Origin of the sequence: Herbaspirillum sp. CAH-3, from assembly GCF_009668275.1 — a bacterium.
Taxonomy (GTDB): Bacteria; Pseudomonadota; Gammaproteobacteria; order Burkholderiales; family Burkholderiaceae_D; genus Herbaspirillum; species Herbaspirillum aquaticum.
This window is the reverse complement of sequence record NZ_VSWE01000025.1, coordinates 1-26425: the sequence shown is the minus strand read 5'-3', so window position 1 is coordinate 26425 and position 26425 is coordinate 1. Positions and strand designations below refer to the sequence as shown.

Sequence of the window (26425 nt, the reverse complement as noted above, 5' to 3'; positions counted from 1 at the left end):
ATGACCGCGCCGCTTTTCCACCCACACCGACCTGACAAGGAAACCGCATGAGTGCCGATGTCTCCACTGCCCGCTGCTTCATCCCCTATCCCTTCGTACCCCAGCCGCAGGCCGCCAGCGGCCCCCTGGCCGGCGTGCGCCTGGCGGTCAAGGACATCTTCGACGTGGCGGGCTACCCCACCGGCTGCGGCAATCCGCACATGCTGGCCCTGTCCGGCATCAAGGCCGCGTCTGCCCCGGCGGTGCAGTCCCTGCTGCAAGCGGGCGCGCAATTCGTCGGCAAGGTGGTCACCGATGAACTGGCCTTCTCGATGAACGGCAAGAATGCCCACTTCGGCACGCCCCGCAATGGCGGTGCGCCCGACCGCATCCCGGGCGGCTCCAGTTCCGGATCGGCCTCGGCGGTGTCCAACGGCCTGGCCGACCTGGCCCTGGGCACCGATACCGGCGGATCGGTCCGGGTGCCGGCCAGCCATTGCGGCCTGATCGGCTTGCGGCCTACGCACGGCCGCGTACCGCTCACGGGGGTGATGGACCTGGCGCGCAGTTTCGATACCTGCGGCTGGTTTGCACGCGACATGGACGTATTTGCCCGCGCCGGTGCGGTCTTGCTGGGCGAGGACAGCGCACCCTTGCCGCAGGCGCCGCGTGTGCTGGTCGCCAGCGACGTGCTGGGCCTGCTGGCGCCGCACGTGCAAGCCCAGTTCGCACAGGTGCTGGAGCGCCTGGCGGGCGTGCTGGGCGCGCCGCAGCCGGTCTCGGTGGCGACCCCTTCCTTCGATGTGCTGTACTGGGCGTTTCGCCATATCCAGGGCTATGAGGCCTGGCGGGCCCATGGCGAAAACATCGGCCGCTACGGCTTGCAGCTGGGGCCGGGCGTGGCCGAACGCTTTGCCTGGTCGGCCACCATCACGGCGCAGCAGATGCAGGAGCACAGCGCCGTGCGCGAGACCTTCCGCGCCGGATTCATCGATCTGCTGGGCGATGATGGCGTACTGCTCTTGCCCAGCGCGCCGGATGTGGCGCCGCTGCTGACCGATTCGGAGCAGTCGCTGGAAGACTATCGCAACCAGGCCGTGCGCATGCTCTGCCTGTCCGGGCTGTCGGGATGTCCGCAGATCTCGCTGCCCCTGATGCAACTCGATGGAGCGCCGTTCGGACTGTCCCTGATCGCACCGCCCGGCAGTGACCGTTCATTGATCCAGTACGCTGCAGGGTTGATGCATGCCTGCGCCTGAGGCCGCACCGCGCGTGATCCTGGCGCAAGCGCTGACGCACGAGGCCTTTGCGGCCTATGGCGCGTTGATCGCACCGGGCCAGTCCGAGCGCGACATCAACTTCGGCACCACGCGCCGCTATGACGACGTGGCCAGTCTCGATGTGGACGATGAAGGTGGCCGCGCCTGCGTGGCCATCTTTCGCACGCAGGCGCAAGGCGATGCTGCAGCCTATCCGCTGTGCGCCTTTGAACGCCATCGCCTGGGCAGCCAGAGCTTCATTCCGCTGGGGGCCAGCCGCTGCCTGGCGGTGCTGGCCGGCGATGGCGAGCGGCCGGATGAGTCGGCCATCGCCGCCTTCGTGATCGAGCCGGGGCAGGGCGTCACGCTGCGGCGTGGAGTCTGGCACCATCCCTTGATCACCCTCGGCGCGGCCGATGTGCTGGTCATCGAACGCGCGGCGGCGCAGGTTGATTGCGAGGTCGTCATGATGGCAACGCAGGCGCAAGTGAAGTTGCCCGCGGCCTGAGCCGCGCCCATCCCCGGCCGGAGGCGGCGAATCCTGCAATAATGACGGATTCTCACCGCCGTGACCGCGCCGCGCGCAGGTCCGGCTTCCGATTCCATTGCCTTGCCATGCTTCACGCCGTTTGCGCCTCCATCCTGTGGGGCCTGTTCCCGCTGTATTTCAAGCTGTTGAAGGAGATCCCCTCCTTCGATATCGTCGTGCACCGCCTCTTCTGGTCCTGCGTGTTCCTGGTGGCCGTGCTGGCCTGGCGGCGGCAATGGCGCTGGGTGGGCGAGGTCATCAAGCGGCCCATGGTGGTGCTGGGCTTCCTGCTCTCGGCCCTGCTGCTCTCCGGGAACTGGACCCTGTATGTCTGGGCCGTCAACGCCGGGCGCATCGTCGATACCAGCCTGGGCTACTTCATGAGCCCGCTCGTGAGCGTCTTCATGGGCTACCTGATCCTGAAGGAACGCATGCGTCCGCTGCAATGGCTGGCGGTCTTCCTGGCACTCGGTGCCGTGATCTGGCTGACCTTCGCCAACGGCAGCCTGCCGTGGATCTCGCTGCTGATCGCGCTGAGCTTCGCCTTCTACGGCCTCTTGCGCAAGACCGCGCACCTGGGCGCGCTCGAAGGCCTGTCGCTGGAAACCTTGCTGATGCTGCCGCTGGTACTGGTCATCTTGGGTATCGATACCTTGCGTGACAGCAACGCCTTCACCCATGCATCGACCTCGGCCAAGATCCTGCTGGTCCTGTCCGGCCCGATCACGGCGGTGCCGCTGCTGCTCTTTGCCCATGGTGCGCGCCGCATCCCCTTGTCGATGCTGGGCCTGATGCAATACATTTCGCCTACCATCCAGCTGCTGGGGGGCGTGCTGATCTACGGCGAGCCCTTCACCGGGGCGCGCGCCATCGGCTTTTGCGTGATCTGGGTGGCGCTCGCGGTATACTCCGCCGAAGGCTTGTGGCGCTACCTGCGCACCCGCGCGCAAAGCTCGGCAGAGCCCAGCGCCGGCGGCGCCTGAACGCTGCCTTATCGTTTCCCTCTCACTGGCAACTCATACCATGGCCCAATACGTCTTTACCATGAACCGCGTCGGCAAGATCGTGCCGCCGAAGCGGCAGATCCTCAAGGACATCTCGCTGTCCTTCTTCCCCGGCGCCAAGATCGGCGTGCTCGGCCTGAACGGCTCGGGCAAGTCCACCCTGCTCAAGATCATGGCCGGCATCGACAAGGAAATCGAGGGTGAAGCCATCCCGATGCCCAACCTGAACATCGGCTACCTGCCGCAGGAACCCCAGCTCGATGCCGAGAAGACCGTGCGCCAGGAAGTCGAAAGCGCGCTGGGCGAAGTCTTCGAAGCCCAGGCCAAGCTGGACGCGGTCTACGCCGCCTATGCGGAAGAAGATGCCGACTTCGACGCCCTCGCTACCGAGCAGGCCCGCCTGGAAGCCATCATCGCCGCCGCTGACGGCAACAGCCTCAACCAGCAGCTGGAGATGGCCGCCGACGCGCTGCGCCTGCCGCCCTGGGACGCCAAGATCGGCGTGCTCTCCGGTGGCGAAAAGCGCCGCGTGGCGCTGTGCAAGCTGCTGCTCTCCAAGCCCGACATGCTGCTGCTGGACGAACCGACCAACCACCTGGATGCCGAATCGGTAGACTGGCTGGAGCAGTTCCTGCAACGCTTCCCCGGCACCGTGGTGGCCATCACCCACGATCGCTACTTCCTCGACAACGCCGCCGAGTGGATCCTCGAACTGGACCGCGGCCACGGCATCCCCTGGAAGGGCAACTACAGCTCCTGGCTGGAACAGAAGGAAGCCCGCCTGAAGCAGGAAGAGGCCAGCGAATCGGCCCGCCAGAAGACCATCGCCAAGGAACTGGAATGGGTGCGCCAGAACCCCAAGGGCCGCCAGGCCAAGAGCAAGGCGCGTCTGGCGCGCTTCAACGAGCTCTCCGAATACGAATACCAGAAGCGCAACGAGACCCAGGAAATCTTCATTCCCGTGGCCGAGCGCCTGGGCAATGAAGTCATCGAATTCAAGAACGTCAGCAAGGGCTATGGCGACCGCCTGCTGATCGACAACCTGAACTTCAAGATCCCGGCCGGCGCCATCGTCGGCATCATCGGCCCCAACGGCGCCGGTAAGTCGACCCTGTTCCGCATGCTGGCCGGCCGTGAAACCCCGGACAGCGGCGAACTGGTGCTGGGCCCCACCGTCAAGGTGTCGCTGGTGGACCAGTCGCGCGAAGACCTGGGCAACAAGAAGACGGTCTTCGAAGATGTCTCGGGCGGCGCCGACATCCTCACCGTGGGCCGTTTCGAAATGCCCTCGCGCGCCTACCTGGGTCGCTTCAACTTCAAGGGCGGCGACCAGCAGAAGATCGTCGGCAACCTCTCCGGTGGTGAGCGCGGCCGTCTGCACCTGGCCAAGACCCTGCTGCAGGGCGGCAACGTCCTGCTGCTGGACGAACCGTCCAACGACCTCGACGTGGAAACCCTGCGCGCCCTGGAAGATGCGCTGCTGGAATTCGCCGGCACCGTGCTGGTGATCTCCCACGATCGCTGGTTCCTGGACCGTATCGCCACCCACATCATCGCCTTCGAGGGCGATTCGCAGGTCACCTTCTTCGACGGCAACTATCAGGAATACGAAGCCGACAAGAAGAAACGCCTCGGTGAAGAAGCCGCCAAGCCCAAGCGTATCCGTTACAAACCGGTTACGCGTTGATGGCTTGACTGAAATGGTCGAGAAAACGCCGCTGGCTCCAGCGGCGTTTTTTTCGTCCGTGCCGTGGATCGTCAGCGGAGGTAAAGAGTTGTAGGGACGCATGACGCCACCCATCGCGCTGGCTACCATCCCGGTATCACCAGACCACGGGAGCCCCGATGACAATCCGCTGCATGCTGACGCTGTCCCTTGCGATGGTGGCCGCCCTGGCCGGCTGTGCCACCTCGCAACCGGTCACGCAGATCGACAAGGACACCTACCTGCTGGTGGCCAGTTCACGCTGGCATGGCAATGACGGCGTCGCCGCACAGGGATTGCAGCAGGCCGATGACTGGTGCCGTCAGCAGGGCCGCCGTGCGCGCATCATCGGCAGCGAGCGTTCGGAGGGCGTGATCGGCGTGATGCCGCCCAAGGTGATGCTTAGTTTCAAATGTGATCTTGTTCGCCAGTAGGCCGTCCCACGGCCCGGGAGCCGGCAGGAATCGGCCTGCGCGGGTAGAATCACGCCCTTGCCGCGCCCACAAGGCGCGTGATCGAGGATAGAGAAGAGGCCGCCACCGGACCCGGTGCACGAAGTCTCTCCGCCGCAGTGTGCGTCATCCGCGCAATGAACATAAAAAACGCGCCATCCCGGCATGATCGTCTTCATGCACGGGCCTGTATTCATCATTCATCCATTGCCATGCTTGCCACCATTACCCGCCTCTTTCCCGTGTGGGCGCTGCTGCTTTCCGCCGCTGCCTATTTCTCGCCGCCGACCTTCACGCCCATCGGCAAATACATCACCCAGTTGTTGACGCTCATCATGCTGACCATGGGCGTCACCCTCACCGTGGACGACTTCAAGCGCATCATCAAGCGCCCCGCACCGGTGGCTGCCGGCATCATCCTGCACTACCTGGTCATGCCGCTGGCCGCCTGGGTCATCGCCAAGGTGCTGCGCATGCCGCCCGACCTCACCGCCGGCATGGTGCTGGTGGGCAGCGTGGCCTCCGGCACCGCCTCCAACGTGATGATCTATCTTTCGCGCGGCGATGTGGCGCTGTCGGTGACGATCTCCACGCTCTCCGCGCTGGTGTCGGTGTTCGCCACGCCGATGCTGACCGAGCTCTACGTGGATGCCTCCATCCACTTCGACGCCCACGCCATGCTGATGTCGATCGTGCAGATCGTGGTGGTGCCCATTGCGGTCGGCCTGGTGCTGAACCTGTTCGCGGGCAAGCTGATCCGCCGCATCGAGCCCTACCTGTCGCTGGTGTCGATGGTGGCCATCCTGCTGATCATCTCGGCGGTGGTCGCGGGCAGCCAGGCCAGCATCGCCTCGGTCGGCCTGGTGGTACTGGTGGGCGTGATCCTGCACAATGGCCTGGGTTTGCTGGGTGGCTACTGGGGTGGCCGCCTGCTGGGCTTTGATGAGGCGGTCTGCCGCACGCTGGCCATCGAAGTCGGGATGCAGAATTCCGGGTTGGCTGCCGCCCTGGGCAAGCTGTATTTCACGCCGGTGGCGGCCTTGCCGGGCGCGCTGTTCTCGGTGTGGCACAACCTCTCGGGGTCGCTGCTGGCCGGCTACTGGCGCGGCCGTCCGCCGCGTGACTGAAGCGCGGTTGCAATGATGCAGCGCTGAATCCAGCGGCCCGCCTCGCCTTGAGGCGGGCCGTTTTCCTTGGTGCGCAGCGCAGCGCAAAAACTGATTACAATCCGCCATCACCGCACGTCCCATCCATCTCCATCAGGAGGGTTATTCATGCAAAAACGCAAGTTCCTTGGCCTCGGTGCCTCGCTGCTGGCCGCGCCCGTCGCCTTGCCGGCACTGGCCGCCGACAAGAAGCCTGGTGCTGCCGCAGGTCCGGTACTGCTCACGGTGACCGGCGACATCAGCAAAACCAATCGCGGCCCGCTCGATCCGGCGCTGGACCAGATGATGGCCAAGCAGAAACTGGCTTTCGACCGTGCCCACACCTTCGATTTTGCCGCGCTCGCCGCGCTGCCTTCGGTGGAGATCCGTCCCACGCTGGAATATGATGGCCGCCGCCACAGCCTGCGCGGTCCGCTGCTCGCGGAGGTCTTGCGCGCCGTCGGTGGTCCCGCCGCCGTGCAGAACTGCGCCCTGCGCGCGGTGGATGGCTATGCGGTGCTGGTCTCGGCCGAGGATATCGCCAAGTATCGCTTCATCATCGCCACCCACCTGGATGGCAAGCCCATCCCGCTGGGCGGACTCGGCCCGCTGTGGGCCGTGTATGACGCCGACAGCTTCCCCGAGATGAGCGCGCGCCCCTTGCCGGAGCGCTTCGGCCAATGCCCCTGGGGCCTGTATCACATCGCCGTGCGCAAGGCCTGAGGCGATGTGATGGGGCGGCGCCTCAGACGTTGATGGCGCTGTCCGATTTCATGCGCTTGCGCAGTTCGAACTTCTGGATCTTGCCGGTGGACGTCTTGGGCAGCGGACCGAAGTAGATCGCCTTGGGCACCTTGAAACCGGCCAGGTGGCCCCGGCAGAATTCGGTCAGCTCCGCCGCATCGATGTTGGCCCCCTCCTTGAGTTCGACGAAGGCGCAGGGCGTCTCTCCCCATTTCTCATCCGGCTGCGCCACCACCGCTGCGGCCAGCACGGCCGGATGGCGATACAGCACGTCTTCCACTTCCACGCTGGAAATGTTTTCCCCGCCGGAGATGATGATGTCCTTGCTGCGGTCCTTGATCTTGATGTAGCCGTCCGCATTCATCACGCCGAGGTCGCCGGTATGGAACCAGCCCCCGGCAAAGGCTTCGTGCGTGGCCTTGTCGTTCTTCAGGTAACCCTTCATGCAGATGTTGCCGCGGAACATGATCTCGCCGATCTCCTCGCCGTCGGTGGCGACCGGTTCCATGGTGTCCGGCGAGAGCACCGTGACCCCGCTCTGCAGGTGATAGCGCACGCCCTGGCGTGACTTCTGCACCGCGCGCTGGTCCACCGACAGCGTGCTCCATGCATCCTGTTCCGCACAGACGGCGGCCGGGCCATAGACCTCGGTGAGTCCATAGACATGGGTCAGCTCGAACTGCATCGCCTCCATCTTGGCCAGCACGGCCGCTGGCGGCGGTGCACCGGCCACCATCGCCTTGACCGGACCGCGGATGCCGGCGCGCCAGCCCTCGGGGGCATTGGCCAGCGCCGCATGCACGATGGGCGCAGCGCAGTAATGGGTGATGCCATGTTCGGCGATCAGGTCGAACACCAGCTTGGGGTCGAACTTGCGCAGGCACACGTTCACGCCCGCGCGGGCCGCCACGGTCCACGGGAAGCACCAGCCATTGCAATGGAACATGGGCAACGTCCACAGGTAGACCGGATGCTTGGGCAGGTCCCATTCGAGGATGTTGGAAACCGCATTCAGGGCCGCGCCGCGATGGTGATAGACCACGCCCTTGGGGTCGCCGGTGGTGCCGGAGGTGTAGTTGAGCGCAATGGCATCCCACTCGTCGGCGGGCCATTGCCAGTCGAAATTTTCATCGCCATCGGCCAGCAGGGCTTCGTATTCCAGGTGGCCGAAACGCTCGCCGGGCACCGGTGGCGGACCGAGCACGTCGAACACCTCGACGATCTTGAGCGCCGGCAATTGCGTGCGCAACTGCTGTGCCAGCGCGGCGAACTCGCTGTCGATCAGCAGCACCTTGGCTTCGCCATGGCGCAGCATGAAGACGATGGACTCGGCATCGAGCCGGATGTTGAGTGCATTCAATACCGCACCGGCCATGGGCACACCGAAGTGCGCCTCCACCATCGCCGGGGTATTGGGCAGCATGGCCGAGACGGTGTCGTTCTTGCCGATGCCAAGACCTTGCAGGGCACTGGCCAGGCGGCGCGTGCGGCGATAGGTCTGGGCCCAGTCCTGGCGCAATGCGCCATGGATGATGGCGGGACGCTTGCCATAGACGGCGGCGGCGCGCGCGATGAAATCGATGGGGGTGAGGGCCGCGTAATTGGCGGCGTTGCGGCCAAGGCCGGTGTCGAAATCTGCCATGTCTGTCTCCTTACGGCGGGGATGAGGGCGCGGCCTGTGCATTTTTTATCAGCCGCCTGTTATTTTCTGTACTAGGGTAGCACCGAAGCGCACTTGCGCTTTGTCATCACGACGACAAGGCTGACGTGCGACAATGTTTGCCGTTTCCCTCCCCCTTCGACTATCCCATGAGCAGCCCGATGGCGCAGCTTCTGCAGCAATACGACTGGTTCGCCGCGCTGGCCGGCGAGCATCGTGCGCTGGTCGCCGCCACCACCCAGTTGACGCGCTTTTCGGCCGATGCCTTCGTGGCCCGGCGCGGTGAACTCTCGCAATACTGGATCGGCGTCCATGAGGGCTTGATCAAGCTGGCCGTCTACAACATCGATGGCCGCAGCAGCACACTCTCGGGCGTGCCCGAGGGCGGCTGGTGCGGCGAGGGCAGCGTCATCAAGCGCGAGCCGCGCCGCTATGACGTCATCGCCATCCGGGCCTCGCAGATCCTGCTGGTGCCGGCCGATACCTTCCACCGCCTCATGGCCGAGAGCCTGCCCTTCAACGCTTTCGTCATCGGCCAGTTGAACGAACGCATGGGCCAGTTCATCGCCACGGTCCAGAACGAGCGCTTGCTTGATGTCGACGCCCGCGTGGCCCAGGCCATTGCACAGCTGTTCCACCCGATGCTGTATCCGCGTACCTCCAAGGTGCTGGAACTGTCGCAGGAAGAGATTGGCCTCTTGACCGGATTGTCACGCCAGCGCGTGAACCAGGCCATGCGCCACCTGGCCGAGCTGGGGCTGGTGGAAATTTCCTACCAGAGCATCCGCGTGGTCGATCTCGATGGCTTGCGTGCCTTCGGCATGGCCTCGCTGTGAGCGGCCTGTCACCACGATGACAGTCTGGCGCAGGCTACCGGCTTAAGATCGGACGAGCATTCCGGCTCTGACACTACACCGATTCATCCATGGCCATCATCACCCACCATCACCTGCTGCTGCGTGAACTGCGTTTCGCCGCCCCGGCGCGGGTGCGGGTCTGGAAGGGGGCGGCCACCTTGAAGAGCGGGGGCGTAGCGGTCGAGCTGCAGGAGGGCGAAAGCTTCACGGTGCCGCCCTTCGTGCGTTTTTCCTGCCTCGCGCATCCGCGCGTGCCGGCACAAGGCATGCGCCCCGCAGTCTGGTCGCTGGCGCTGGAGACCGAGGCCAGCGCCGACATGGAACGCGCCGCCGACACCAGCAAGCCCCACGCCCGCCGCCTTGCCGCCGCGATCTTTGCGCAGCCTGCCGCCGACTGGTGCGCCGAGCGCATCGCGCGCGACTGGCAGATTTCCACGGCCCGCCTGCGTGCCCTGCTGTTTGCCGAGGGCGAATCGCTGCGCAGCCTGGTGCGCGAGCAGCGCGTGGCCTGGGTGCTGGCACAACTGGCGCGGATGGAAGATGCCGGCGCCAGTCCCGCTGCGGCCGGGTTCGCCTCGCTGTCGGCCCTGCAGCGCGCCTGCCAGGACCTGATCGGCCTGCCGCCCGGGATCGCCGGCCGCGCCCTGTCGCTGTTGAGCAGCCATCCCCGCCCGCCGGCCACGACGCAGGACGACCAGGCCCGCCAGCCGCGCTACCGCCCTTATTTCTGAGGCGGCTGCGGCCGGGTGGCGGCAAGTTTGCTACCATCTGCGCTTTCCCTCAATTCTGTGTGGCCCGGCCCGGGCTGATTTCTCATGAGCAAGTTCTGGAGTCCCATCGTCAGCCGCCTGACGCCCTACACCCCCGGCGAACAACCCAAGATCGCGCGCCTGGTCAAGCTCAATACCAACGAGAGCCCGTATGGCCCGTCGCCGCTGGCCCTGCAGGCCATCGCGCGGGAGGTCAGCGACAGCCTGCGCCTGTACCCCAATCCCGACGCCGAACCCCTGAAGCTGGCCATCGCCCGCCGCCATGCCGCCGACGGCATCAGCGCGCGCGAGGTATTCGTGGGCAACGGCTCCGACGAAGTGCTGGCGCACGCCTTCCAGGCCCTGCTGCAACATGGCAAGCCCATCCTGTTCCCGGACATCACCTACAGCTTCTATCCGACCTATGCCGGCCTGTACCAGGTCGACTATCGCGCCGTGCCGCTGGCCGAGGATTTCACCCTGCGCGCCGAGGATTACCTCGGCCATGGCGATGCCATCGGCGGCATCATCTTCCCCAATCCCAATGCGCCGACCGGCTGCCTGCTGGGACTGGACGAAGTGGAGCGCATCCTGCAGGGCAATCCGGAGCGCGTGGTGGTGGTCGATGAGGCCTACATCGATTTTGGCGGCGAGAGCGCCATCCCGCTGGTGCAGCGCTATCCCAACCTGCTGGTGGTGCAGACCTTCTCCAAGTCGCGTGCGCTGGCCGGCATGCGGGTCGGTTTTGCGGTCGGCCATGCCGACCTGATCGATGCGCTGGAACGCGTCAAGAACAGCTTCAACTCCTATCCGCTGGACCGCCCCGCCATTGCCGGTGCCACCGCCGCCATCGAGGACGAGGACTATTTCCGCAAGACCTGCGACATGGTCATCGCCAGCCGCACCGCACTGGTGGCGCAGCTGGAGGCACTGGGCTTCGAGGTCCTGCCCTCGGCGGCCAACTTCGTCTTCGCCCGCCATCCACAGCGCGATGCCGCCGAGCTGGCCGCTGCCTTGCGCAGCGACGGCATCATCGTGCGCCACTTCAAGAGCGAGCGCATCAAGCAGTTCCTGCGCATCACCATCGGCACCGATGAGGATTGCGGCACGCTGGTGGAGGCATTGCGTCGGCTTTTGGCCTGAGTGTCGCGCCGGCCCGTACCAGCGGCCTGCTCTGCATGAGTCGGCTGCTTTTTCTTTAACGCGGTAAAGATTACTGTGTATGATTGGGCAGCTTTTTCTTGCCCTTTTCTTTTGTCGTCCATGAAACTTCATGCTGGTTCCGCGTTGCACTCTAGGCGCCTCATTTTCAACCTGGCGTTGTGCCTGACCGTTCTTTTCGGACTGTTCCTGGTGTTCCGCCTTGGTTTTCGCGCCATGGCGATACGCGCTGACGTGGCTCCGGAAAGATTGCGGGACTTCACCTTTCCTGTCTGGAGCAGCGTGCCATGGCTCAAACACGGGTTCCTGACGTTCCTGAGTGCCGACGCCTACGCCAAGCATGAGGCTTACGCCAATCATTCCACCGTCTACCTGCTGTTCATGCGAGGCCTGCTGAAGTTGCAGCAGTGGATGCCGGTATTGGGTATGCGCATGAGCGGCGCAATCCTGGCCATGGTGGCTTCGCTGGGCGCCATCTGGGTGGTGGTGCGCAGCCATCTGGCCCATGGCACGGACTGGCGGCGTGCGCTCTTGTTGCTGGCGGCAGTCCTGTATTTCCTGACGTCTCCGGGCTTCTGGATTTCTCTGGGCAAGTTCAACGTCGACAACGCCTTCGTCTTCGTTTTCCCGGCGCTTTTGCTGAGTTCTGCCCTCTTGCATCGGGATCATGCCGGTGGCAGGCCGTTCTGGATCAGCGCGGTGGTCATGAGCCTGTTCATGCCGATGGCCTCGGCGCTGTTCGGCCTGTTCATGCTGGGGATGGCTCTGGTGGGCTATCGCGCCGACAAACGCTGGATCGTCGCTGCCCTGGCGCTCATGGCGTTGTCGGTCATCCTCTATCTGCAGCCGGTATTGGTTGCCAAGGCATTGGGTTTTTCCAGCGAAAACAGTACGTGGCTGTTCCGTTCAGGGCTGGATGGCGACATGCGTTTCTATGGCAATTTCATCGATTCGGTGATTGCGCCGCAATTCAATCGCCCTTGGTATCTGCTGGCCGTACCCGCTGCCCTGCTGGCCTCTCAATGGGCCTATTGCCGCTGGCAGTCGGCGGCTGCAGACGAGTCATCGGAGCAGCCCGGCAGCGTGCGCAGCATGGCACCGGTATTCTCGGTCTATATGCTCATGCTGTTGTTCTGGCCGCAAGCCGTTTCCATCCATCCCTACCTGTACGACGCGCTCCTGATGGGGCCGCTGATGGCCTGGATCGTGATCAACTTTGCAACGCGTGAGGTATTCGCAAGGCATTCCCTGGCCTGGCTATTCGTGCTGGCTTTTCTGATTCATTTCAACCTGACCAAGATCGCCCAGGCCGCGCAGTGCGTGGATTGTTACTTCCCGGCCTGGGGCATGCTCGGTGGAAGGGCAGGTTGAGTCCATGGCCGCCAGGAAATCCATTGCCATCCTCCAATCGAACTACATCCCGTGGAAGGGCTATGTCGACATGATGGCCAGTGTCGATGAGTTCATCTTCTATGACGAGATGCAATTCACCAAAAACGACTGGCGTAACCGCAACAAGATCAAGACACCGCAGGGTTTGCATTGGCTGAGCATTCCGGTGGGCGCGGCGATCCACCGACGGATTTGCGATGTGAGCATCAGCGACCCACGCTGGTCTGATCGCCACTGGAATACCCTGGAGGCCAACTATCGGCGCAGTCCCTTCTTCGACGAAGTGGGCGCGTGGCTGCGCCCCCTTTACGCAGCGGGTATGGACAATCTCTCCGAGATCAACCAGGCCTTGCTGGCCGGCGTATGCGCTTACCTGGGCATCGACACCCGGCTGAGCCGGTCCAGCGATTATGTGCTGGAGGGCGACAAGACGGAGAAGCTGGTCAATCTCTGTCGCCAGGCTGGTGCCACCGAGTACGTCACCGGAGGTGCTGCGCGCGATTATCTGGATGAAACCCTGTTTGAGCAGGCGGGTATCGACCTCACCTATTTTGACTACGCCGGCTATCCTCCGTATCCGCAATTGTGGGGGGAATTCGTGCACGAGGTCAGCGTGGTCGATCTGCTGTTCAACTGTGGCCGCAACGCCGCCAATTACATGAAGTACGTCAACAAATGAAGCTTGCCATCGTCGCCACCCTGTACAAGTCGTCGCCCTATCTGGCCGAGTTTCATCGCAGGGCAAGTGCTGCTGCCGCCGCCTTTGCCGGGGATGACTATGAAATCGTCCTGGTCAACGACGGCTCGCCCGATGATTCGCTTGCCGTGGCGATCGCCCTGGCCGATCAGGATGCGCATGTGGTCGTGGTCGATCTTTCGCGCAATTTCGGTCACCACAAGGCGATGATGACCGGGCTGGCGCACAGCACGGCCGATCTGGTCTACCTCATCGACAGTGATCTCGAGGAGCACCCGGAATGGCTGGCGCCGTTTTCAGAACAGATGTTCCAGGAGCAGGCCGACGTCGTCTACGGCGTCCAGGAGAGCCGCAAGGGCGGACTGTTTGAACGCTGGAGCGGTAGCTGGTTCTGGAGCCTGTTCAACATGATGACCGACATGTCCCTCACCCCCAATATCGTCACCGCGCGCCTGATGACGCGTCGCTACGTGGACGCCCTGGTGCGGCACGCGGAGCGTGAGGTATTCATGGCCGGCCTGTGGCACATCACAGGTTTCGTTCAGAAGCAGTGCGTCGTCCACAAGCTCAGTCGCGGCATGTCGACCTATACCTTGCGCCACAAGGTCGCGCTGCTGGTCAATTCCATCACTTCGTTCTCCAACAAGCCCCTGACTGCCATCTTCTATATCGGTGCGGTCATCTCGGGCGTGGCGCTGGCAGCCAATATCTACCTCGTTCTGAACTGGCTCTTCTTCAGTCGTACCCTCAGCGGTTGGACCTCATTGATGGCCTCCATCTGGCTGATCGGAGGGATGCTCATTTCTTCGGTGGGGGTCATCGGCATCTATCTCTCGAAGATCTTCTCCGAGGTGAAGCAACGGCCGTATTCCATCGTTCGCCAGATCTATCGGGGGGGCGGGAAATGATCAGGATCGCCTTTCTGTGCTCTGGCGGGGGCGGAAACCTGCGCTTCGTCGCCGAGGTCATCCGCCTGGGGCTGTTGCCTGCGCAATTGGTATCCGTCATCACGGATCGAGAATGCCTGGCCAACCGTTTCGCGCGCGAACACGCCTTGCCCAGTCATGTCATCGATTTTTCCGAATCGGGGCAGGCGACCCTGGCGAGCTTGCTTGACGAGGTGCGGCCTGATCTGGTGATCACCAACATTCATCGCATCATCGTTCCCGCCGTCGTTGACGCCTTCGCCGGCCGCCTGCTCAATCTGCATTACTCGCTGCTGCCGGCCTACGGCGCGATGATCGGGACCAGGCCGGTAGCCGCGGCCCTGGAGGCGGGCAGCCCCTTCATCGGGGTGACGGCGCATCTGGTCGATGCTGGCGTGGACACGGGGCGGCCCCTGGTGCAGGCCGCCATTCCGGTGACGCCCGCCGATACGGTGGCATCGGTGATGGACATCGTGTTTCGTGCCGGTTGCCACAGTTTGCTCAACGCCATCCTTCTGCATGCAAAAGCGGTGGCGGCGCCCTGTGCCGCGTACTCGATCCATGGCCGCCAGATATTCGTCAATCCTGACCTGGAACTGGATCGCCGCCTGATTGACGCGGCCATGTGGCAACGCATTGCGGACTATCCTCCGCAGCAGATCGAGGGCGTCGCGCCCGGAAAGTCTTCATGAAATATTATCTTCCCATCCTGCCGATCGCCCTGCTCGTCAGCTACAGCCAGTTGATCGTCAAGTGGCGTGCGCAATCCGGCGCAGGGCCGGCAGCCGACGGCATCGTACCCCGCCTGTTGGCATTCTTGATGGACCCGATCCTCATGTCGGGCTACGCCGCCGCCCTGATCGCTTCCTTTGTCTGGCTCTTCGTCGTGGCACGCTTGCCGCTGGCGGTGGCCTTTCCGGTCTACATCGGACTGACCTTCCTGATGGTGCTGCTGGGCAGCCATGTGATCCTGGGCGAGAGCCTCGGCTGGACCAAGATCATCGCCGCCTTGTTGATCCTTGGCGGCATCTTGATGGGGATGTCCGCCGATGCTTGATTCCGCTCTCGATGACATGCGGCAATGGTTTGCGCAACTGCGCGCCCGCATGCCGGACGCACAGGCACAGAGCCTGTTCGATACCTATGCGGAAGAGGCCCTGTTCGGGCGCCGTCTGATTGCGCCCGACCTGGCGCAACTACCTGTGGGCAGTCCCATCCTGGAGGTCGGCGCCGGCGCCATGTTGCTGAGCAGCCAGCTTACGCGCGAGGGTTTTGCGGTGACGGCGCTGGAGCCCACTGGCAGCGGATTTTCACATTTCGAACGGATGCGTCAGGTGGTGCTCGACAGTGCGCAGCAGGGCGGTTTTGCGCCCCGGCTTTGCCCGATCGGGGCCGAGCAGCTCGATGCGCCCGATACCTTCGCCTATGCGTTCTCGGTCAACGTGATGGAGCATGTGGACGATGTCGCCGCTACGCTGGAGCGCATTGCCGCCAGCCTTCAGATCGGCGCCACCTACCGTTTCACGTGCGCCAATTACCTGTTCCCTTATGAGCCGCATTTCAATCTGCCAACGCTGTTTTCCAAGAAACTGACAGAGAAGGTGCTAGGGGCGCGGATATTCGGCAGCACTCGCGTGACCGATCCGGCCGGGACATGGCGTTCGCTGAACTGGATCACGGTGCCGCAGGTGGCCGCCATCGGGCGCAGCTTGCCGGCGATCCAGGTGCAGTTCGATCGCAGCATGCTGGTGTCCGCCTTCGAACGCATATTGAGCGATCCGCTGTTCGCCCGCCGCCGGTCCCCGGTGGTGTGTTCTCTCATTACGGCCATGGTGAGGATGCGCCTGCACAAGCTCTTGCATTTCGTTCCGGCTAGCATGCAACCCATTATCGATTGTCGCATCCGCAAACGCGGCTGATACTGAGAGATGCGCTGCGCGGCGAGCAGCGCGAGGAAAAATTTCGTTCTCCATCGAGGTACATCAATTATGGCTGACTTCATTCCATTCAATCGTCCCTACATGACCGGCAAGGAGCTGTTCTATATCGCCGAAGCAAAATTCCAGAACAGGCTGGCGGGCGATGGAGGCTACACCAAACGATGCCATCAGTGGCTCGAAGAGCAGACTGGCAGCAAAAAGGTCCTGCTGACCCATTCGTGTACCGCGGCACTGGAGATGGCGGCACTGCTGCTGGAGCTCAAGGCCGGGGACGAAGTCATTCTCCCCTCGTTCACTTTCGTCTCCACCGCCAATGCGTTCGTCCTGCGCGGTGCGGTGCCGGTGTTCGTCGACATCCGGGAAGACACGCTCAACCTCGACGAGAAGCTGGTGGAAGAGGCCATCACACCTCGCACCCGCGCCATTGTCCCTGTCCATTATGCAGGTGTGGCGTGCGAGATGGATCGCCTCATGGAAATCGCGGCCCGGCATGGCCTTAAGGTGGTTGAGGACGCCGCTCAAGGAGTGATGGCGCATTACAAGGGCCGTGCCCTGGGCACCCTCGGACACTATGGCGCCTTCAGCTTCCACGAGACCAAGAACGTGATCTGCGGTGAGGGGGGCGCCTTGCTGGTCAACTCCGAACAGGCGGCATTGCAGGCGGAAATCATCCGGGAAAAAGGGACGGACCGCAGCCGCTTCTTCCGCGGTGAGGTCGATAAATACACCTGGCAGGAAGTGGGCTCCTCGTTCCTGCCTGGGGAGATCACTGCCGCCTTCCTTTGGGCCCAGCTCCAGGAAGCCCAGTCCATTACGGCGGAACGTCTGACCATCTGGGACCGTTATCATGCGGCGCTTGAACCTCTGGAGCGGGCTGGCGTCCTGCGCCGGCCCGTTGTGCCTGGCGACTGCCAGCACAACGCTCATATGTATTACGTGCTGCTTTCGCCCGAGCTGGACCGTCAAAGTGTGCTGAGTCGACTCAAGGAACAAGGGATCCAGGCTGTGTTCCACTACGTGCCGTTGCACGACTCCCCCGCGGGTCACCGGTTCGGACGAGTTCACGGCAGCATGGTGCAAACGATGACGCAATCCAGCCGCTTGATTCGCCTGCCACTATGGGTAGGCCTGACTGCGGATCAGCAGGCTCGTGTAGTCGATGCACTGCAATTGGCGGTACGCTGAAGCGGCAACGTATTGTCCTATGCTGCGCTCGGGCGGGCATTGCTGTCCGGGCGTAATCCGGGCTTCACTGGCTGGCGCCTGCTTTACTTCCGCCCCCGGTCAGTGGCTGGCAGCATGGGGGCGGCTTAACAGTATCCCGATCGGATCGGTAACCCTTCGTGCGTTGGCAGGGAGGATGCCTGCCCCAGCGCCAGCGACGTGCTAGCCTGGCCCGCTAGCTGGTCATCCGCTGGGCCAGCGGCCTTTGCCGCCACGCCACCAGCGCCCCTGCCAGCAGCATCAGTGCAGAAAACGTCAAACCGCGTTGCAGGCCGCCGGCACCATCGGCGATCCAGCCGACGATGGACGGGCCGATGATCTGCCCCACGGCAAAGATGATGGTGAAGGCACTGATGCCGGCCGGCCAATCTGCCGGCGGAAGGTTGTGACGCACCATGGCCGTGGTCGACGCCACGGCCGAGAGGAAGCAGCCGCCAAACAGCAGCCCTGAGGCAAACACCGCCACCGGCGCGGCCGTCATGGCCGGCAGCAGCGTGGCCAGGCACAGCAGGCCGTTGAGGATGGCCAGCGACTGCCCGCCCCGGAAGCGGTCCAGCATCCGCGCCCAGATGCGCGAAGACGCAAAGGTCGCCGCCCCCAGCAGCGCAAAGAACAGCGTGATCCGCGCGGGTGCCATTCCTTCTTCCTTCAGCAGGGCGATGACGAAGGTCATGTAGCCGATATATCCCAGCCCGAAGAACAAATAACCGGTCAGCCCGAACAACAAACTGCGCGCACGCCAGGTCCGGCCTCCTGCCGCCTGCGCCGGGGAGGTCGGCATCAGCCGCGCAGGCAGCGTCATGACCAGGCTTGCCACCAGCGCCAGTGCGCCCAGCAGGATCCACGCCCATTGCCAAGGATGGGGCGCGCCCTGGGCGGCGGCGGCCTCCATCACCGGTGGCACCAGCAGCGAGGCGGCCACGATGCCGATGCCGGTGCCGCCGTAATACAAGCCCAGCAGCAGGCCGGCGCGATGCGCATGCAAGGCCGCCAGCCGGCTCACCAGCAATCCGCCCGAGACGAAGATGAGCGCACTGGTCACACCCGTTACTATCCGCAGCAGCAATTGCAGCAGCGTATCCGTGGTCAGCGCCGGCAGGAAGGACAGCAGGGCGGTGGCGAACGCGCCCGCGATCAGCACGCGGTGCGCCTGATAGCGGCGCATCAGGCGCGGGGTCAGCAGCGCACCCAGCAGGTAGCCCAGGGCATTGCCGGTATTCATCCCGCCAGCGATGAGGTAAGGCCAGCCGAGGTCGCTGCGCATCGGGGCCAGCAGCAGGGCATAGGAGAAACGCGCCACGCCCAGCGCCACGGCCGTGCCCAGCGACAGGGCCAGGGCGGTCAGGATGGGATGGCGCAGGATGAAAGGCGAGGGCGCATGCGCGGCGTGCGGGGGCATGGAATGGCGTCTCCTGGCGGTCTTGTTGTGGTGTGGTGCCAGTGTAGCCGAAGCGGCCGGGGCACCGCGCCAGGCTAGTTGCTCAGCGGCCGCCAGTTGTGCTGCTGCACCACGTGCAGGCAGGCATCCACCACCACGGGATCGAGCCGGGACCCGCTCTGGCGCTGGATTTCTTCCAGCGCTACCGCCATGCCCAGCGACTTGCGGTAGGGACGGTCGGCCGACATCGACTCGACGATGTCAGCCACGGTCAGGATGCGCGCCTCCAGCGGCAACGCATCGCCGCCGATGCCGCGCGGGTAGCCGCTGCCATCGAGGTACTCGTGATGACACCAGACGATCTCGGCCAGGTTGAAGGGGAAGCTGATCTTGTTGAGGATTTCATAGCCGAACTGCACGTGCGTCTTGAGCACGCCGTATTCATCGGAGGTGATGCGGCCGGGCTTGGTCAGCAGCTCCAGCGGTATCCGGGCCTTGCCGATGTCGTGCACCTGGGCCGCCATGTGCAGCACGTCGATGCGTTCGGCCGGCAGGCCCAAGTGGCGGCCGATCATCACTGCCAGCTCGGCAGTCTGGTCCTCGTGATTGGGCGTATAGCCGTCAGTGAGCCGATGCAGGGCGATCAATGCATCAATGACTTCCTGGTAGATCTTGTTCGGTTCTGAAACTGGCATTCCTGTCCCTGCGTGATTGCAGCCGCTGGCAGCGTGCACGGTCGATCAGAGGTGTTGCTCGTTGGATAGTGGACAGGCGATGCGCCTGCCGTGAACCTTTGCAGGTTCCTTGGTCTCTGAATGAGCCCCCGTGAAGGGAGCCCCCGACCCGCTGGTCCGACGACGCATGTGCATGCGTTTTCCCGGTTGTCGGATAATAGCGGCCTGCAATACTGAAAATCATTTCAGGAGAGAAATGATGTTGCGCAGTTTACATTCCTGACTGATCGATGACAACCAAGCTGTCCACTTCCCGCCCGTCTTCTGCCCTGCGCCTGATCTGGCGCAAGTTTGCCATCCCGCTGTTCTTCCTGCTGCTGGGCATCGTGTTTTCCACTTGGGCGGCCCGCATTCCTGCCATCCGGGACTACCTGCAGCTCGATGCGGCCACGCTGGCGCTGGTGCTGCTGTGTGGCGGCATCGGCGCGGTCGGCTCCTTCCCGCTGGCGGCCTGGATCACCGGCCATTACGGCGCGCGCCACAGCACGCTCTACGCCGGACTGGCCCTGCTGGTATCGCTGCCCTTGCTGGGGCTGGCACCGAACGTGGCCTTGCTCATGCTGATCTGCACGATCTATGGGGCGGCTTCCAGCTGCTTCGACGTGGCCATCAATGCGCTGGGCGCACAGGCCGAACGCGACGCCGGACGGCCCATCATGTCCATGCTGCACGGCTGGTTCTGCGTGGGCACCTTCTCCGGTGCGCTGGCCGCCAGTGCCGTGGCGGGCATGGGCGTGGCGCCCATCTGGCACTTCCTGCTGGTGGCCGCGCTGTTCCTCTATCCACTCTACGCGTGCTATGAGGCGCTGCCAGACGACCGCCCCGAGCACGATCCTGCGCGCAAGCTCTTCGCGCTGCCGCACGGGCACCTGGTGGTGCTGGGCGTGATCGCCTTCTGCGGCGCCATCGTCGAAGGCTCGGTGGCGGACTGGAGCGGCATTTACATGAAAGACCATATCGGTGCCAGCGATGGTGCCACGCCCCTGGCCTATGCCGCGTTCGCCGGGATGATGCTCATCATGCGCATGATCGGCGATCGCCTCAAGGCCCGCTATGACGCGCGCCGCGTGGTGTGGGTCGGCACGCTCATCGCGAGCCTGGGCATCGCACTGGCGGTGGCGGCCCCCGGCATGGCGCTGGCGATCCTGGGCTTTGCCATTGCGGGGACCGGTGTGGCCGCGGTGTTCCCGTTCGTCTTCAGCGCCGCCGGCCGGCACGGCTCCAGCGCCCTGGCGGCGGTGGCCACACTGGGTTACAGCGGCAGCCTGATCGGCCCGCCCGTGTTCGGTTTCCTCGCCCATGGCTGGGGATTGCAGGCGGCACTGGCCTTGCTGGGCATACTGTGCCTGGCCATGGCCGGGTCCAGCCGCCGCGCGCAGTGGCTGCAGTAAGACCTCCGCTGTTTACTTCTACAACCTCTGATGCAAGGAAAAAAATCGATGCGCAACCTGGTCCTGCTGCCGGGCTTCATGCTCAATGCCCACTTGTGGGATGACATGCAGGCCGATCTGTCCACGCTGGGCACACTGAACTTTGGCGACCTCGGCCAGGATATTGGCATCCAGGCCATGGCCGATGCCGTGCTGCGCCAGGCGCCGGAGCGCTTCGTGCTGTTCGGATTCTCGATGGGCGGCTTCGTGGCGCAAGCCATTGCGCTCAAGGCCCCCGAGCGTGTGCTGGGGCTGGGCTTGCTCAATACCTCATCGCGTCCGCAGACCGAGCGCGAATCCGCAGGGACGCTGGCGCAGATCGAGCTGGCCCAGCGCACGCCCTTCAAGGGACTGACATCGCGCGCGCTGGCTTCGTCACTGCATCCGGCACGCAGCACCGATCGCGCTTTGCTGGACCGGTTGCAGGCCATGGCCCTGGCCAACGGCAAGGAGGTATTCCTGCGGCAGTTGCAGACCCTGCGCGACAGCAATGCCGAGGACCTGCAACGGCTGGAGTGCCCGGTGCTCATCGTCAGCAGTGACGAGGACAAGCTGCGCAGTGTGGAGGAATCGGAAGAGATGGCGCGCCAGATACCGCAATCGCGCCTGGAGATCATCGGCGACTGCGGTCACATGACGCCGATGGAAAAGCCGCAGGAATTGTTCCGGATCATCTCCGACTGGATCGTGCAATCGGGTCTCTGAAGCCTGCGCGTCGGCCAGTCCGGGGCCGGCGCGACAGGGCATCGGTGCTGCCTCAATCCTTGTCGAGTTGCTTGCGGGGCGCCTCGGACGAGCGGCTGCCGGGCCGCTTGTTCATTTCATCCAGGCCGCCGGTACCGCGCAGGTCGGTATCGACCTGGCCCTTGCGGATGTCGTCGTAGGCCTGGCGGATTTCGGGGCGCTCGACCGCATGGCCGCTGTTGGCGGCATCCTGGCGGTCCGCATTCTGGTCATGCTCATGCGGCAGGCGGGGTTTGTCTTGTTTGGGATGACGATCTTTTCTGGTTCTCAGGAAGCTGGTCATGGTGGTGGTCCTCGCAATTGAATGGTTGACTCTTCTTTTGCCGCAGGGCGATGCCGTGTGAGGGTGGCCACAGCGCATCAGGTGCCTTGCGTCTGCACGAAGCGAATAAGGGCCTGTTCCCATTCAATCTGCGAGTGCGAGAGGTCGCCAAGCGTTGACTGCCTAGGCGCAGCGACGCGCCGTGGTGGTGCCACGGCAAGGAGCTGCAACAACGGCAGGCGACGCTTGGCGGCCTCTCCCGGAGGGTTGCCCCCAGAAGGCGCGCTGGCCGCGTTGCACGTCAGGGCTGGTGGCACCACCACCAGCCCTGACGCGCGCCTTGCCAGCCCGCCTTCTGGGGGCAACGCATCTCGCAGATTGAATGGGAACAGGCCCTAGTACGACCGGACCTCCCAACAGAAGTGCCGCGAGTTGCAAAGTGAGACGAAAAATAAGATTTTGTCTGACAGACAATTCGTACAAGCCGGCGCACAACGCGCGGAAAGAGAAGAGCAGCTACCCGTTTGGACGCGCCAGGACTGGCTGCGTTCCTCATCGGCTGCGAATGGCACCGCAAAAAAACAAAGGCGGACCCGGGTAGCGGTCCGCCTTTTACTTAGTTTTTCACGTCGCTCATGACGGCGTGAAGCTCATCCGTTGCTGCAAAAGCGTCGCCTCACAGCGACAGCCGCGCACGCGCGGCGCGGTATTCCTCTTCCAGCCTGTCCACCATCTCGGCCACGGTCGGCACATCTTCCATCAGCCCCACGCCCTGGCCTGCGCCCCAGATATCGCGCCAGGCCTTGGCCTTGCTGCCGCCGCCGGAACCGAAGTTCATCTTGGTCTTGTCGGCCTCGGGCAGGTTGTCCGGATCGAGGCCGGCATTGACGATGGACTTCTTCAGGTAGTTGCCATGCACGCCGGTAAAGAGGTTGGTGTAGACCACATCGGCCGCCGTCGACTCGACGATGGCCTGGCGATAGGCGTCGTCGACATTGGATTCGCGCGTGGCCAGCCAGCGCGAGCCCATGTAGGCGAAGTCCGCGCCCATGGCCTGCGCCGCCAGCACCGCATCGCCCGTGGCGATGGAGCCGGACAGGGCCAGTGGCCCCTTGAACATCTTGCGTACTTCGCCTACCAGCGCGAAGGGCGAGAGCGTACCGGCGTGGCCACCGGCACCGGCGGCCACCAGGATCAGGCCATCCACACCGGCTTCCAGTGCCTTCTCGGCATGGCGCAGCGAGATCACGTCATGCAGCACGATGCCGCCGTAGCTGTGGACGGCGTCCAGCATTTCCTTGGGCGGTGCGCGCAGGCTGGAGATGATGATGGGCACCTGGTGCTTCACGCAGGTGGCCACGTCCTGGGCCAAGCGGTCGTTGGACTGGTGCACGATCTGGTTGACCGCGATCGGCCCGACCTTGCGTTGCGGATGCTCGGATTGCCACTGCGCCAGCTCGTCCTGCAGCTGGGTCAGCCAGGTATCGAGCAGCTCGGCCGGGCGCGCGTTGAGGGCAGGAAACGATCCGACCAGCCCGGCCTTGCACTGGGCTGCCACCAGCGCCGGGCCGCTGGCGATGAACATGGGCGAGCAAATGATGGGCAGGCGCAGATCTTGCAATGCTTTGGGGTAAGCAGGGGCTGGTGGCATGGTCGTCTCACTTGGGTTGTCGTTATCTCAAGGCAACAGGGCTGGACCCCATGCCGCTTTTGTCCGGCGATTATAGGACAAAAAGCGACAAAATATAACGGTCGTGCTTTTTGTTGCGCGAAGGTGAAATTTTCAGGAAATTATTTATATGATTTACTGTCTTCCCTTCAATGCGTGCTATGTTTTCCACAAGCCTGCAGCAAAACAGGCCACGCAGGGCGCTACCGGGGGCGTCTTGCGGACCGGCTCAGCCGGAAGGGCCATGCCCGCGTTCCATCTATCTATCGTCATTAGCCGTAGGGGGGAATCATGCAACACTTTGATCTCGTCAATGTCCTCATCATCGTCCTGGCCGCCGTCGCACTGATTGGGGGCGCGCTGCTGCACAAGCGTGCACTGAAAAAGGCGCTCATCGAGTCGGACAAGCTGCCGGTGCGCGGCCTGCGGCGTTATCGCCAGCAGTGAAGACAGGCGCCGCGCGCCTCGTCGCTGCCATTGCATTTCAGTACGACCATTGCAGGTTGAACCCGCCGCCCAGGGTGGCGGTGGGGAACCCGTTCGGCTTTGATACCGGGGTCGCAATGAAAAATTCAACGCCAAGCTTGTCGATACTGCCGCGCCAGCCCAGTACGGCGCCGCTCAGCCGGCGCCCGCCCAGCAATTGCGTGAGCGGACCCGCTACCGCCCCGGTATCAAGCCCCGCGTAGAGTTCCTGTCCGCTTTCTCGCCACCCCCACGCCAGCTCATTGCGCAGCAGCCAGCCGCGTTCGCCCTGCAGGCTCAGGTCGCCATCGAAGCCGCGCACCGTGTAGCGGCCACCGATGGCGAATTGATCCTGGGCCGGCAAGCGGCCGCGATTCCATTGCGCGCGTGCCAGCGCGCCATAGCGAAACCGTGCCGCGCCGACCTGGAAGGGCAGCTGCAGCGCCGCATCCGCCAGCCACAGGCCATAGCGGGTAGTGATCTGCGGCAAATCCAGCGCATCTTCGGGCGCCTTGCCCTGGCGGTCCAGCGCGCGCCGGTAGCCCAGGTTCACCTCGGCCACGGCGCTGCCGATGAAATGCCGGTGCTGCAAGCCCGCCTCCCACGCGCTCATCCGGCGTTGCTGCGGATCCAGGGGAATCTGGTCGATGAAATTGAAGGACTTGCGCAGCAACAGCTTGGCCGAGAACAGCGTCTTGCTGGTGGCGCCACGCTGCAGCAGCCGCGACAGCTTCAGCTCGCCGGTTTCTGCATGGCCGCTGTAGAGCACCGGCTCGAAGGCGCCCGCCACCGTCTGGTGATAGCGGCTGCCGGAGAGCGTCGCCGAGAGCAGCCAGTAGCCAAAGGGCAGCGAATAATGCAGCGTGTGGCTGCGGCTGCCGCGATCCCCGTAGCGGCCCAGGCTGCGTGTGAGATTGGCGTAAAACAGGTCATTGAGTGTCCACCAGTTGTCATACGCCACCGACACGCCGGCCTGATGGCGGCCGGTGGTGCGGGCGCCGCCATCGTCCAGTGAGGCCGAGAAGCGGAACGGAAAGGCCTGCCGGTACTGCACTACCAGATCGCTGTCGCCGGCTTGCGCATCGGCTTCTTCCGAGGGCGTGATCTCGATGTCGGCCTCTGCCGTTGGGACGCGCTTGAGGTTTTCCAATCCCTGCTCGATGGCCCGCAAGTCGAGGACATCTCCCTCCGACAAGGGCAGTGCCGAAAACGTGTTACCCCGCGCATCGGCACCCTCGGCCATGCGCACCTTGCGCAGCCTGCCCGGTATCACCGTCAGTACCAGCCTGCCGGCCGAAAGGTCCTGCGGCTGTGCCAGCACGCGCGTGGTGGTGTAGCCGCGCGCGATGATGTCGGCCTGCACGCGAGCCAGCAGGATTTGCAGACCCTGGCTGCCCAGGCAGCGGCCTGCGGCACCACCATCCCCGGCCGCCTGCATCATCGTGCCCAGGGCGGGCCGGAAGCGCTCCGCAGAATCTCCTTCCATGATGATCGTGTCGATGCGGCTGCAAGGTTGTTCGTGCTCGGGATAGTCCAACGATGTGGAAGCGGGAGGGGGCAGGCCCAGCGTGAGCACATCGGGCGCTTGCTCCAGGGTCTCGCGCAAGACGCGCGCTCGTTCGCGCTGCAGTTGTTCTTACTGGATACCGGGAGATTGTGCTGCGCTGTAGAGCGGGAGGGAGAGCGCGCCGAGCAGCAGCGGAGAAAGGAGGTAGTAGCGATTCATAAGGAAATGGTCAGCGAGCAAAACAACAGCGGGCACGCGTGTCGCGATCACTCAAAAATTGGGGAGATCGCAATTTCTCTTTTTATCGTCTGCACATAAATCAGACTTTTCTGATTTTTTAATCCGCTCTAAAAAAATAGACTGCGCCTCGAATCGATAAGGCATCCGGCCCGGGTCGATCTCGCAACAAGGGGCGATCCATGAACCGTCAGCGCTATCAGTTGGTCTTCAACCGTCATCGCGGCATGCTGATGGCGGTCGCAGAAACCGCCTCGGCCATCAGTGGCCAGAAGTTGCCGACGGCTCGTGGGGGAGCCGGTGTGGTGGCACCGGCATCGTGGAAGTTCTGCACGCTGGTCTTGGCCCTGGCACTGACGTGGCAGAGCGTGGCACATGCGCAGATCCTGGTCGACCGCAACGCACCCCGCGAAGAGCAGCCGATGGTGCTCAAGGCCGCCAACGGTGTGCCGGTAGTGAACATCCGGCAGCCCAACGCCAAGGGCCTGTCGGTCAACAGCTACCGGCGTTTTGATGTGGATGGGCAGGGAGTCATCCTCAACAACGCGGGTGGCGCCAGCAAGTCCGAACTGGGCG

Annotated in this window: 27 protein-coding genes; 21 read left to right on the top strand and 6 right to left on the bottom strand. The window is 63.9% G+C overall.

All coding sequences use genetic code 11. The features are described from left to right. The first annotated feature begins 47 nt into the window (after positions 1 to 47). The 7 genes from FYB76_RS24585 to FYB76_RS24555 all read left to right on the top strand — a co-directional run bounded on the left by FYB76_RS24585 (position 48) and on the right by FYB76_RS24555 (position 6796). Positions 48 to 1238 carry an amidase gene (locus tag FYB76_RS24585; protein WP_154135373.1) on the top strand — a complete coding sequence of 397 codons (1191 nt, stop codon included), beginning with the start codon at positions 48 to 50 and terminating at the stop codon, positions 1236 to 1238. Beyond that, on the top strand, positions 1225 to 1746 hold the full coding sequence (locus tag FYB76_RS24580) for an ureidoglycolate lyase (RefSeq protein ID WP_154135372.1): 522 nt from the start codon (positions 1225 to 1227) through the stop codon (positions 1744 to 1746). The genes FYB76_RS24585 and FYB76_RS24580 overlap by 14 nt, the downstream gene beginning before the upstream one ends. Positions 1747 to 1853: 107 nt before the next feature. After that, a complete protein-coding gene (gene rarD / locus FYB76_RS24575) occupies positions 1854 to 2750 on the top strand; it encodes an EamA family transporter RarD (protein ID WP_088755424.1) in 897 nt (298 codons plus the stop codon). Positions 2751 to 2790: 40 nt separating this feature from the next. Beyond that, positions 2791 to 4458, top strand: coding sequence for an energy-dependent translational throttle protein EttA (ettA, locus tag FYB76_RS24570; protein WP_088755425.1), 1668 nt, complete (start codon positions 2791 to 2793; stop codon positions 4456 to 4458). Positions 4459 to 4616: 158 nt separating this feature from the next. Beyond that, positions 4617 to 4910, top strand: coding sequence for a hypothetical protein (locus FYB76_RS24565; protein WP_195724715.1), 294 nt, complete (start codon positions 4617 to 4619; stop codon positions 4908 to 4910). A gap of 230 nt (positions 4911 to 5140) precedes the next feature. Next, complete coding sequence (locus FYB76_RS24560) at positions 5141 to 6055, top strand: bile acid:sodium symporter family protein (protein WP_088755427.1); 915 nt, start codon at positions 5141 to 5143, stop codon at positions 6053 to 6055. A gap of 147 nt (positions 6056 to 6202) precedes the next feature. Next, positions 6203 to 6796, top strand: coding sequence for a molybdopterin-dependent oxidoreductase (locus FYB76_RS24555; protein WP_154135371.1), 594 nt, complete (start codon positions 6203 to 6205; stop codon positions 6794 to 6796). Between the two features lie 22 nt (positions 6797 to 6818). Here FYB76_RS24555 and FYB76_RS24550 read toward each other — a convergent pair whose 3' ends face one another. Continuing rightward, on the bottom strand, positions 6819 to 8459 hold the full coding sequence (locus FYB76_RS24550) for an acyl-CoA synthetase (protein ID WP_154135370.1): 1641 nt from the start codon (positions 8457 to 8459) through the stop codon (positions 6819 to 6821). A 179-nt stretch (positions 8460 to 8638) separates the two neighbouring features. Here FYB76_RS24550 and FYB76_RS24545 point away from each other — a divergent pair, with 179 nt between their 5' ends. The 10 genes from FYB76_RS24545 to rffA all read left to right on the top strand — a co-directional run bounded on the left by FYB76_RS24545 (position 8639) and on the right by rffA (position 17384). Continuing rightward, a complete protein-coding gene (locus tag FYB76_RS24545) occupies positions 8639 to 9313 on the top strand; it encodes a Crp/Fnr family transcriptional regulator (RefSeq protein WP_088755430.1) in 675 nt (224 codons plus the stop codon). An 89-nt stretch (positions 9314 to 9402) separates the two neighbouring features. Next, a complete protein-coding gene (locus FYB76_RS24540) occupies positions 9403 to 10065 on the top strand; it encodes a helix-turn-helix transcriptional regulator (protein ID WP_154135369.1) in 663 nt (220 codons plus the stop codon). Positions 10066 to 10149: 84 nt separating this feature from the next. Continuing rightward, positions 10150 to 11226: a histidinol-phosphate transaminase gene (hisC, locus tag FYB76_RS24535; RefSeq protein WP_154135368.1), complete on the top strand. Its 1077-nt coding sequence runs from the start codon at positions 10150 to 10152 to the stop codon at positions 11224 to 11226. Positions 11227 to 11526: 300 nt separating this feature from the next. Further along, positions 11527 to 12615, top strand: a complete 1089-nt coding sequence (locus FYB76_RS24530) for a hypothetical protein (RefSeq protein ID WP_154135367.1) — start codon at positions 11527 to 11529, stop codon at positions 12613 to 12615. Between the two features lie 4 nt (positions 12616 to 12619). Then, on the top strand, positions 12620 to 13315 hold the full coding sequence (locus FYB76_RS24525; RefSeq protein ID WP_154135366.1) for a WbqC family protein: 696 nt from the start codon (positions 12620 to 12622) through the stop codon (positions 13313 to 13315). Next, positions 13312 to 14241, top strand: a complete 930-nt coding sequence (locus FYB76_RS24520) for a glycosyltransferase family 2 protein (RefSeq protein ID WP_154135365.1) — start codon at positions 13312 to 13314, stop codon at positions 14239 to 14241. The genes FYB76_RS24525 and FYB76_RS24520 overlap by 4 nt, the downstream gene beginning before the upstream one ends. Then, a complete protein-coding gene (locus tag FYB76_RS24515; protein WP_154135364.1) occupies positions 14238 to 14951 on the top strand; it encodes a phosphoribosylglycinamide formyltransferase in 714 nt (237 codons plus the stop codon). Before FYB76_RS24520 ends, FYB76_RS24515 begins: the two co-directional genes overlap by 4 nt. Beyond that, the gene (locus FYB76_RS24510; protein WP_154135363.1) at positions 14948 to 15316 is read left to right on the top strand and encodes a hypothetical protein; all 369 of its coding nucleotides are present in this window, start codon (positions 14948 to 14950) and stop codon (positions 15314 to 15316) included. Before FYB76_RS24515 ends, FYB76_RS24510 begins: the two co-directional genes overlap by 4 nt. Before the next feature lie 49 nt (positions 15317 to 15365). Then, entirely contained in the window at positions 15366 to 16178 is an 813-nt protein-coding gene (locus FYB76_RS24505; protein ID WP_154135362.1) for a class I SAM-dependent methyltransferase, read from the top strand. A 69-nt stretch (positions 16179 to 16247) separates the two neighbouring features. Beyond that, positions 16248 to 17384, top strand: a complete 1137-nt coding sequence (gene rffA, locus FYB76_RS24500) for a dTDP-4-amino-4,6-dideoxygalactose transaminase (protein WP_154135361.1) — start codon at positions 16248 to 16250, stop codon at positions 17382 to 17384. A 214-nt stretch (positions 17385 to 17598) separates the two neighbouring features. On the opposite strand, the gene FYB76_RS24495 is transcribed toward rffA, so the two are convergent. Next, entirely contained in the window at positions 17599 to 18822 is a 1224-nt protein-coding gene (locus tag FYB76_RS24495) for a YbfB/YjiJ family MFS transporter (RefSeq protein ID WP_154135360.1), read from the bottom strand. A gap of 74 nt (positions 18823 to 18896) precedes the next feature. After that, entirely contained in the window at positions 18897 to 19496 is a 600-nt protein-coding gene (locus FYB76_RS24490; RefSeq protein WP_154135359.1) for an HD-GYP domain-containing protein, read from the bottom strand. 269 nt (positions 19497 to 19765) lie between these two features. On the opposite strand from FYB76_RS24490, the gene FYB76_RS24485 reads away from it, so the two are divergent. Together FYB76_RS24485 and FYB76_RS24480 are read left to right on the top strand one after the other, a co-directional pair. Continuing rightward, a complete protein-coding gene (locus FYB76_RS24485; RefSeq protein ID WP_154135358.1) occupies positions 19766 to 20926 on the top strand; it encodes an MFS transporter in 1161 nt (386 codons plus the stop codon). A 48-nt stretch (positions 20927 to 20974) separates the two neighbouring features. Further along, the gene (locus FYB76_RS24480; RefSeq protein WP_154135357.1) at positions 20975 to 21670 is read left to right on the top strand and encodes an alpha/beta fold hydrolase; all 696 of its coding nucleotides are present in this window, start codon (positions 20975 to 20977) and stop codon (positions 21668 to 21670) included. Positions 21671 to 21722: 52 nt separating this feature from the next. On the opposite strand, the gene FYB76_RS24475 is transcribed toward FYB76_RS24480, so the two are convergent. Both FYB76_RS24475 and FYB76_RS24470 read right to left on the bottom strand, forming a co-directional pair. Then, entirely contained in the window at positions 21723 to 21992 is a 270-nt protein-coding gene (locus FYB76_RS24475) for a hypothetical protein (protein WP_154135356.1), read from the bottom strand. A gap of 655 nt (positions 21993 to 22647) precedes the next feature. Continuing rightward, on the bottom strand, positions 22648 to 23622 hold the full coding sequence (locus FYB76_RS24470; RefSeq protein WP_154135355.1) for a nitronate monooxygenase family protein: 975 nt from the start codon (positions 23620 to 23622) through the stop codon (positions 22648 to 22650). Between the two features lie 309 nt (positions 23623 to 23931). On the opposite strand from FYB76_RS24470, the gene FYB76_RS26740 reads away from it, so the two are divergent. Continuing rightward, positions 23932 to 24087, top strand: coding sequence for a hypothetical protein (locus tag FYB76_RS26740; protein WP_166675113.1), 156 nt, complete (start codon positions 23932 to 23934; stop codon positions 24085 to 24087). Positions 24088 to 24124: 37 nt separating this feature from the next. On the opposite strand, the gene FYB76_RS24465 is transcribed toward FYB76_RS26740, so the two are convergent. Further along, positions 24125 to 25711 (bottom strand): ShlB/FhaC/HecB family hemolysin secretion/activation protein, encoded by a 1587-nt coding sequence (locus FYB76_RS24465; RefSeq protein ID WP_229297088.1) that lies wholly within the window; start codon positions 25709 to 25711, stop codon positions 24125 to 24127. 320 nt (positions 25712 to 26031) lie between these two features. Here FYB76_RS24465 and FYB76_RS24460 point away from each other — a divergent pair. Next, positions 26032 to 26425 (top strand): ESPR-type extended signal peptide-containing protein (locus FYB76_RS24460; protein ID WP_154135354.1); only part of this gene is annotated, 394 nt, incomplete at its 3' end.